This is a genomic window from Bradyrhizobium lablabi, assembly GCF_001440475.1.
In the GTDB taxonomy this organism is placed as follows: domain Bacteria; phylum Pseudomonadota; class Alphaproteobacteria; order Rhizobiales; family Xanthobacteraceae; genus Bradyrhizobium; species Bradyrhizobium lablabi.
In genome coordinates, this window is sequence record NZ_LLYB01000049.1 from 13,908 (window position 1) to 22,595 (window position 8,688).

Here is an 8,688-nt window from a genome sequence, read left to right on the forward strand (position 1 = left end):
CCAGAGCACGAGCAGGTCGAGCAGGCCGTCGGCCAGCGCCTGCCGGCTCAGCGCCAGCCAGCGCAGCCGACCCGCCGGCGCGAGCAGCCAGCCGCCGCCGGCGAGGGCGTCGAGATATTCGACGATGACGGCGGAATCGACCAGCACTGTGCCGTCCTCGAGAACGAGCGCCGGAATCTTGCTCAGCGGATTGTCCACCATGATCGCCGGGTTCGGCTTGCCCATCGCCGCGACACTGCGCACGCATTCGATCTTTCCGGCCAGGCCGAGCTCGTGCGCGGCGACCATCACCTTTCGCACGAACGGTGATCGTGGAGACCAATGCAGTTTCATGCGTGTCGTCCGTCAGAATGCGAGCCCCGCGTCGGGGGCCTTCCTTTCGCGGTAAAGGTCATATATACGAACTTTTGTCAATTCGAACTGCCAGCCGGGGGAACCGTGGCGAGCCTGACCGACGCCGAAATAGCCTTGAGCCGCAGCGCCGTGGCGCGCTACATCCAGCTCGCGACCCTGTTCCGCAGCCGCATCATGTCCGGCCAGTGGGCACCCGGGGCACAGATCCCGACCATCGAACAGCTGATGAGCGAATGCGGGGTTGCGCGTGCGACGATCCGCCAGGCGCTCGGCCTGCTCGAGGACGAGGGCCTTGTCTCGCGCTATCGCGCCAAGGGCACCTTCGTCACGGACAAGGCCCGGGCGCATGTCTGGCTCGATGTGACGACGGACCTCCGCGGCATGTTGAATACGCGCGACGGCGCGACGATCGAAGTGCTCGAGGACGCGCTGGTTCCTGCACCCGAGCGATGGCCGCACGATATCGGCACGATATCGCGGACATACCGGCGGCTGCGGCGGCGCCACTCGCGCGACGGTCGCCCGTTCCTTATCGCCGAGGTCTATATCGATGCGAGCCTGGCAAGCCGACTGCCGAAGCGCGCCATGACCACGCTGACCGCGATGCGCCTCGCCGCGAGCATTCCCGGCGTGCACATCGCCAGCGCACGGCAGACCATGACGATCGGCAGTTCGGATCTGGAAGTCTCGGAATTGCTCGCCTTGCCGCTGAATGCGCCGATCTGTTTCGTCGATCGCTCGGCGGTGGACCAGCGTGGACGGCTGGTGCTGGTGTCGAAAGGAATTTACCGCGGCGACGTCGTGCGCGTCGACATGGACGTGAAATGACCGGCGTTGGCCAGATAGGTCATAAATATGAACTTTATGGGCAAGCGTGGCGACGCGGCGTCAGGAGTATCGCCGCTTTTGCCCTGGTGTGGTCGGTGATCCAGCCGCTTGGCCCGGCCGCATCCGCCGAAGGTATGCGTACCCGCGAAATGGTACGCTATGACAATGTCGAGATCGATCTCGTCGCCGAAGGGCGCGGGCCGCTGATCGTCATGCTGCCATCGCGCGGCCGCGACTCCCTGGATTTCGACGATGTGGCGTCCCGGCTCGCGCAAGCCGGCTATCGCGTACTCCGGCCGCAGCCGCGCGGCGCCGGCAAGAGCCAGGGCCCGCTCGACAATATCCGCCTGCAGGATCTCGCCCGTGACGTCGCGCATGTCATCGCGCGCGAGCAGGCCGGCCCGGCCGTGATCGCCGGCCATGCCTTCGGCAACTGGGTTGCGCGCATGACGGCCACCGACCATTCCGCGCTGGTGCGCGGCATCGTTCTTGTCGCGGCCGCCGCCAAGGCGTACCCCGAGGAACTGCGCGCCGTCGTGCAGCAGGCTGCCGATACGAGCCTGCCGGACGAACTGCGCCTTGCAGCCCTGCGCAAGGGCTTCTTCCATCCGGCCCATGACGCCTCGGTGTGGCTCCACGGCTGGGCGCCGGCGGCGAACAAGGCGCAGAGTGTAGCAGTGTCCGCGACAAAACAGGCCGAGTACTGGCAGGCCGGCACCGTCCCCATGCTCGACCTGGTGCCCGACCACGACCCGTTCAAGCCGAAAGAGAAGTGGAACGAAAGCCGCGAGGAGTTCGGCGGACGCGTATCCGTCGTCGTGATCCCGAATGCCAGCCACGCGCTGATCCCGGAGCAGCCGGGCGCCGTCGTCGACGCCATCGTGGCGTGGATCGCAAAGCTGTAACGCAGCCGGACGATCAATAAGAAACGGGGCGCAGCAAGCGCCTCGCATGAAGGAGGAAAGTGGTAATGCGAAGTCTCGTTCGCTGGATGATCCTGGCCGTGCTTGTCGTCTCGCCGCAAATGGCGCAGGCGCAGTCCTATCCGAGCAGGCCGATCAAGCTGATCGTGCCGTTTCCGGCGGGCGGTCCGGCTGACACGATCGCGCGTGTGCTGACGGAGAAGATGGCCGCTCTGCTGGGCCAGCCGATCATCCTCGATAACCGTGGCGGCGCCGGCGGCGTGACGGGAATAGCCGCGGTCGCGAAAGCAGAGCCCGACGGCTACACCATCGGCATTTCGAGCGCCGGCCCGCTCGCGATCACGCCGGTACTTTCCGAGACGATGCCGTACGACGTGCTCAAAGACCTCAAGCTGCTGACGCAGGTCGTCGAGGTTCCGGAATTGCTTGTGGTCGCCGACAACGTTCCGGCCAAAACGTTCGGCGAACTCATCGCGCTGGCCAAGTCGAAACCGGGCAAGCTCAATTTCGCCTCGACCGGCGTCGGCGGCGTGCCGCACATGGCAGGGGAATTGCTCAAGGTGTCGGCAGGCGTCGACCTCGAGCATGTGCCGTATCGCGGCGCCGCGCCGGCCGTGAACGACCTGCTCGGCGGTCACGTCAACATGATGTTCGCCGACATTCCCGTGCTGCTCGGCAACGTGACGGCCGGCAAACTCCGTGCGCTCGCCATCGGCAGCGCCAAGCGCGCCCCGAGCGCGCCCGACGTGCCGACGACGGCCGAGCTCGGCATGCCGCAGGTGCTCGCCAACAACTGGTATGGGCTGGTGGCGCCGCGCGGCATTCCAGCCGAAATCGCCGCCAGGATCCATTCAGCGGCGGTTGAGGCGCTGAACTCGGCCGAGGTCAAGGACAAGCTCGCCCTTCAGGGCGCAACCACGATTGGCAGCACGGGCGAACAATTCGCCGCGCATGTGAAGGCCGAGATGGAGAAGTGGGCGCAGGTCGGCAAGGCAGGCGGCGTCAAACTGCAGTGACGTGTACGAAGCCGGATGGGTGGACTTACGCCCGCGCCCGCTCGTTGCGGACGCTTTGCAGCTCCACCGGGCGGTCGGGGATCGAGACGCGGAAGGTGGCGCCGATGGTGCCTTCGACCAGGTGGATGTCGCCGCCATGGGCGCGGACCAGCTCGGCGGCGATCGCAAGGCCCAGCCCGCTGCCGCCGGGGCGGCCGGAGGTCTGGAACGCCTCGAACAGGTGCTCGCGCGCCTTCGCCGGCACGCCGGGACCGGTGTCCGACACCTCGATGATGGCGACCGAGCCCTCGCGGCGGCCGGTGATGCGAATCTGCAAGGGAGAGCCTTCGCCCTTCGGGCGGCTATCCAGTGCCTGCACCGCATTGCGCACCAGATTGAGCAGCACGCGGAAAAGCTGGTCGGGATCGGCGTCGATCGAGAGGCCACGCTCGATCGCGCTGATCCAGGTGATCGAGGCGTCGGCGGCGAGGCCGGCGGATTCGCGCACCTCTGATACCACGGGTTCGACCTGGATCACGCGGCGGTCGGGCTCGGCTTCCTGGGCGCGGCCATAGGAAAGGGTCGACTGGCAGAAATCGATGGCGCGCTCCAGCGAGCGCATCAGCTTCGGCGCAAAGCGTTGCACCCGCGGGTCCGGCACGCTGGCCAATTGATCCGAGAGCAATTGCGAGGACGCCAGCATATTGCGCAGATCGTGGTTGATCTTCGACACCGCGAGGCCGAGCGCGGCGAGCCGGCTCTTCTGCGACAGCATCGAGACGAGGTCGCGCTGCATGTCCGAGAGCTCGCGCTCGGCAACGCCGATCTCGTCGCCGCGCTGGCTCGGCACGATGATGCGCGCCGCGCTTTCCGGGTTTTCGTGGAAGCCGACGAGATTGGCGGTCAACCGCCGCATCGGCCGCACGAACAGATAATGCAGTGCGAGGTAAACCAGCCCCGCGGCGAGTATCGCGATCCCCAGCGCGACCACCAGCAGGTTGCGGGAAAACCGGTACATCGCCTGCCGCAACGGCTTTTCATCGACTACGACCTCGATGAACTGCGCAGCCCCGGGCGCCGGTCCCACCACGCGAATCGTCTGGTTGCCGCGCTCCAGCATGGTCTCGAAGGACTCGACGATCGCCGACCACACCGTCAGCGTCCGCATGTCGATGTCGCGGTCGATCGCCGCCGGCAGATCGGCGCTGGCGAGCAGCCGGCGCTGCTGCCCCATCTTGATGGCGACCGCCCGCGCGCCGACGCTGGACAGAATCTGTCGCGCCAGCGAATCCGGAACCATCCCCAGGGGCGCGGCATCCAGCACCAGGGCGGCGGTGTTGGCCGCAGCGAGACGGTCGTTCAGCCGGTTGGTCCAGAAATTCGCGATCGACGGCACATAGATCATCAGCAGCGCGATCATCACGAGGGGGATGGTCAGCAGCAGGAGCTTGCCGGACAGGCCGAGCCGGCGCGGCACCTGGGGCCGCGGCGTTTGAAGAGTCGGCTGGTCGTCGGTCGCTGACACGAATATCCGCCTTGATATCTCTGCTTTGAGCCCGCCGGATAGGCCAACCTGGCCCATATAGGTCGGTTACCGCGTGATTCCGAGGATGCGTGTGGGCCAACGGCCGGTCAAATTACCGATCGCTAATGTCCCGCGGTTCCCATGGTCCGGGCACGCCGTCGTCTCGCCCCTAAAAACCCCGCGAAAACAGATATATTCGCCCCAATTGCGACGTTTCAAAGAACGGACACTGCGGCAACCCCTGACATTGACGAAAACAGGTCGCTCCCTTATAAGCCGCGCCAACTGTCCGCGATGGCCCGGCATCCCCGGGGGCGGCTCATTTGGGGCCGTAAATGGCCCGTTTGGGCCGGCCCGCATCATCGGACTTGATCTCAATCCAACAGGCAAATTGCCCGGTCAGCGGAGAACTACCCGTGAAGCGGACTTATCAACCCAGCAAACTGGTGCGCAAGCGCCGTCACGGCTTCCGCGCCCGTCTCGCCACCGCCGGCGGCCGCAAGGTCCTCGCCGCTCGCCGTGCGCGCGGCCGCAAGCGCCTGAGCGCCTGAGCCGGATCCTTTCCGGAGATTTCATTCATGGATCGGCTGAGGCAGCGGGCGGACTTTCTCGCCGTTGCCAATGGCACGCGGGCAAATAGCGCTGCCTTCGTGGTGCAGGGCCGCGCCCGCGCCGATGATGGCCCGATCCGGATCGGTTTCACCGTCACCAAGAAGAACGGTACCGCCACCGAGCGCAATCGGATCCGGCGCAGGCTTCGCGAACTGGTGAAGCGGCTGGACGTCATTTCCATGCGACCTCACCATGATTATGTGCTGGTCGGCCGCCGGGCCGCGCTCACCCGCGACTTTGCAACCATGCTCGACGATCTCCGTTCGGCGCTGAACCGGCTCGACCGGCAGGCGCCGAAACATCCGAATTGAATGGCGAGACCCCAAACCGATGACCGATAATCGCAACACCATCCTCGCCGTCATTCTGTCCGGCCTGGTGCTGATCGCGTGGCAATATTTCTACAACGCGCCGCAAATGGAGCGGCAGCGCGCGCAGAGCCAGACCCAGGCCGAACTCGCAAAATCCGCGCCGCAGACGGCGCAGACGGCCCCCGGCGCGACGCCGCAGCCGGGCGCGACGCCGTCGGTCAGCACGCCCGCCAACCAGCCTGTCGTCAGCCGCGACGCCGCGATTGCCGCATCGCCGCGCATCAAGATCGAAACGCCGCGGCTGTCCGGCAGCATCGCACTGAAGGGCGGACGCATTGACGACCTGTCGCTGGAGAAGTTCCGCGACACCGTCGACCCGAAATCGCCCGCCATCGTACTGTTCTCACCGTCGGGGACGGCGCATCCCTATTATGCCGAGTTCGGCTGGGTCGCGGGCTCGGGCTCGACGGCCAAGCTTCCGGGCCGCGATACGGAGTGGCAGCAGGAAGGCTCCGGCAGCCTGACGCCGGACAAGCCCGTGACGCTGAAATGGGACAATGGCGAAGGCCTCACCTTCCGCCGCACCATTGCGATCGACGACCGCTATCTCTTCACCATCAAGGACGACGTCACCAACGTCGGCAATGCGCCGGTCACGCTCTACCCGTACGCGCTCATCTCCCGCCACGGCACGCCCGAGGTCTCCGGCTACTACATCCTGCATGAAGGCCTGATCGGCTATCTCGGCGACCAGGGCCTGCAGGAAAAAGGCTACAAGGCCGTAGCCGAGGCGCCCGTTCTGGGCAATGGCGACCGCGGCTTCGAGTTCAACGTGACCAACGGCTGGCTCGGCATCACCGACAAATATTGGGCCGCCGCGCTGCTGCCCGACACCTCGGCGCGCCTCAAGGCACGCTTCCTCGCCGAAGATCCGGGCCCTAAGGTTCGCTATCAGACCAACTACGTGCAGGATGCGCAGACAATCGCGGTCGGCGGCACCGGCAGCGCCAATGCGCGGCTGTTTGCGGGAGCCAAGGAAGCCGGCGTCGTCGGCATCAACTTCCCGCTGGCCGGCCATGGCGGCTACAACAAGCAACTCGGGCTGAACCATTTCGACCTGCTGATCGACTGGGGCTGGTTCTACTTCATCACCAAGCCGATGTTCCTGGTGCTCGACTATTTCTTCCACGTGTTCGGCAATTTCGGCGTCTCCATTCTGCTGGTCACGCTGCTGATCAAGATCCTGTTCTTCCCGCTCGCCAACAAATCCTACGCCTCGATGGCGAAGATGAAGTCGGTGCAGCCGCAACTGCAGGCGCTGAAGGAGCGCTATCCCGACGACCGGCAGAAGCAGCAGCAGGAAATGATGGAGATCTACCGCAAGGAGAAGATCAACCCGATCGCGGGCTGTCTCCCCGTCGCGCTGCAGATCCCGGTGTTCTTCTCGCTGTACAAGGTGCTGTTCGTCACCATCGAAATGCGCCACGCGCCGTTCTATGGCTGGATCAAGGACCTCTCGGCGCCCGACCCGACCACGATCTTCAACCTGTTCGGATTGCTGCCGTTCGATCCGCTCGCGGTATTTGGTCCGCATTTCGGCGCCTATCTGATGCTCGGCGTCTGGCCGATCATCATGGGCATCACGATGTGGATCCAGATGAAGCTCAATCCGACGCCGCCGGATCCGACCCAGAAGATGATCTTCGACTGGATGCCGCTGATCTTCACCTTCATGCTGGCGGGCTTCCCGGCGGGTCTCGTGATCTACTGGGCCTGGAACAACCTGCTCTCGGTGATCCAGCAGAGCTACATCATGCGCAAGAACGGCGTGAAGGTGGAGCTGTTCGACAACATGAAGGCGACGTTCACGCCGAAGAAGGCCGCCGAGAAGACCTGATAATCCCGCGTTCGCTCGCAATGCTCTCCGTCATTGCGAGCGAAGCGAAGCAATCCATTCCTCAACGCGGGCATCGATGGATTGCTTCGTCGCTTCAGCGCAAAATTGCTTCGCAATTTTGTCGCGAGCTCCTCGCAATGACGGCGTGAATCGAGAACCTTCGCATGACCGCCGAGCCTGACGCGGAGCTGATTGAAGAGGGGCGAAAGCTCTTCGCCGGCGACTGGAAATTCGTCTGGGCCTCGCCCTCGATCGAGACGCTGCCGCCGATGGCGGGGATAGAGGTGGCGTTTGCCGGCCGCTCCAATGTCGGCAAATCCAGCCTGATCAACGCGCTGACCGGCCGCAACGCGCTGGCGCGCACCTCGCACACGCCGGGCCGCACCCAGGAACTGATTTTCTTCGACGGCCCCGACAGCGCCGGGCTGCGGCTGGTCGACATGCCCGGCTATGGCTATGCCTCGGCGCCGAAAACCCAGGTCGCCTCCTGGACCAAGCTGATCCATCAATTCCTGCTGGGGCGTGCCACGCTGGCGCGGGTCTATGTGCTGATCGATGCGCGCCACGGCATCAAGGATGTCGATCAGGACGTGCTGAAGACCCTGGATAAATCCGCCGTCAGCTATCAGGTGGTGCTGACCAAGGCGGACCAGGTGAAGCGGGCCGAGCTGGAAAAATGCATCAGCGAGACCACGGCCGCGCTCGCCAAGCATCCCGCCGCGTTTCCGGACATTCTGGTGACATCCTCGCGCTCGGGCGCCGGCATGCCGGAATTGCGCGCCGCAATGGTGCGCCTGTTGCGCGAGCGCGCCTGATGACCCGCGCGTACCGCATCCTGATCGTTCTCGCCGGCATCATGGGCGCCGACGGCGTCGCGCTGGCGGCGGCCTCCGCCCACGGCGCTGACGCCTCGCGGCTGGCGGCGGCCTCGTCGGTGCTGCTGTTTCATGCGTGCGCGGTATTAGGTGCCGTCGCCTTGGCCGAGCGCGGGATCGTGCACGCGAAAATCGGCATCACCGCGGCTTGCGGCTTTGTGCTCGCAGCCGGCCTGTTCGCCGGCGACCTGACGCTGCGGCACTATGCCGGGCATGGGCTGTTTCCGATGGCCGCGCCGACCGGCGGGACGCTGCTGATTGCAAGCTGGCTGGCGCTGGCGGTTTCGGCGGCCTGGCCGCGGCGGGGTTGAGAATTCCCCTTCTCCCCTTGTGGGAGAAGGTGGCGCGAAGCGCCGGATGAGGGGTCT

The 8,688-nt window shown here is 65.4% G+C and carries 10 protein-coding genes; 8 read left to right on the top strand and 2 right to left on the bottom strand.

Annotated features, from left to right (window positions below):
- A partial coding sequence (locus tag CQ14_RS45900; protein WP_245320252.1) for a glutathione S-transferase N-terminal domain-containing protein occupies positions 1-288 on the bottom strand: 288 nt, incomplete at its 3' end.
- Between the two features lie 150 nt (positions 289-438).
- Between CQ14_RS45900 and CQ14_RS07985 the strand changes: the two genes are divergently transcribed.
- The 3 genes from CQ14_RS07985 (at position 439) to CQ14_RS07995 (ending at position 3,121) form a co-directional block, all read left to right on the top strand.
- Positions 439-1,182, top strand: a complete 744-nt coding sequence (locus CQ14_RS07985; RefSeq protein ID WP_057857376.1) for a GntR family transcriptional regulator — start codon at positions 439-441, stop codon at positions 1,180-1,182.
- Positions 1,179-2,087 (top strand): alpha/beta fold hydrolase, encoded by a 909-nt coding sequence (locus CQ14_RS07990; RefSeq protein ID WP_199805468.1) that lies wholly within the window; start codon positions 1,179-1,181, stop codon positions 2,085-2,087. The genes CQ14_RS07985 and CQ14_RS07990 overlap by 4 nt, the downstream gene beginning before the upstream one ends.
- Positions 2,088-2,152: 65 nt before the next feature.
- The gene (locus tag CQ14_RS07995; protein ID WP_057857377.1) at positions 2,153-3,121 is read left to right on the top strand and encodes a Bug family tripartite tricarboxylate transporter substrate binding protein; all 969 of its coding nucleotides are present in this window, start codon (positions 2,153-2,155) and stop codon (positions 3,119-3,121) included.
- A 25-nt stretch (positions 3,122-3,146) separates the two neighbouring features.
- On the opposite strand, the gene CQ14_RS08000 is transcribed toward CQ14_RS07995, so the two are convergent.
- On the bottom strand, positions 3,147-4,625 hold the full coding sequence (locus CQ14_RS08000) for a sensor histidine kinase (RefSeq protein ID WP_057857432.1): 1,479 nt from the start codon (positions 4,623-4,625) through the stop codon (positions 3,147-3,149).
- Positions 4,626-5,041: 416 nt separating this feature from the next.
- Here CQ14_RS08000 and rpmH point away from each other — a divergent pair, with 416 nt between their 5' ends.
- The 5 genes from rpmH (at position 5,042) to CQ14_RS08025 (ending at position 8,631) form a co-directional block, all read left to right on the top strand.
- Positions 5,042-5,176: a 50S ribosomal protein L34 gene (gene rpmH / locus CQ14_RS08005; protein ID WP_008542748.1), complete on the top strand. Its 135-nt coding sequence runs from the start codon at positions 5,042-5,044 to the stop codon at positions 5,174-5,176.
- A gap of 27 nt (positions 5,177-5,203) precedes the next feature.
- Entirely contained in the window at positions 5,204-5,548 is a 345-nt protein-coding gene (gene rnpA, locus CQ14_RS08010; RefSeq protein ID WP_057839705.1) for a ribonuclease P protein component, read from the top strand.
- Between the two features lie 19 nt (positions 5,549-5,567).
- On the top strand, positions 5,568-7,445 hold the full coding sequence (gene yidC, locus CQ14_RS08015; RefSeq protein WP_057857378.1) for a membrane protein insertase YidC: 1,878 nt from the start codon (positions 5,568-5,570) through the stop codon (positions 7,443-7,445).
- A 164-nt stretch (positions 7,446-7,609) separates the two neighbouring features.
- A complete protein-coding gene (yihA, locus tag CQ14_RS08020) occupies positions 7,610-8,260 on the top strand; it encodes a ribosome biogenesis GTP-binding protein YihA/YsxC (protein ID WP_057857379.1) in 651 nt (216 codons plus the stop codon).
- Positions 8,260-8,631, top strand: a complete 372-nt coding sequence (locus tag CQ14_RS08025) for a DUF423 domain-containing protein (RefSeq protein WP_057857380.1) — start codon at positions 8,260-8,262, stop codon at positions 8,629-8,631. Before yihA ends, CQ14_RS08025 begins: the two co-directional genes overlap by 1 nt.
- Positions 8,632-8,688 lie beyond the last annotated feature (57 nt).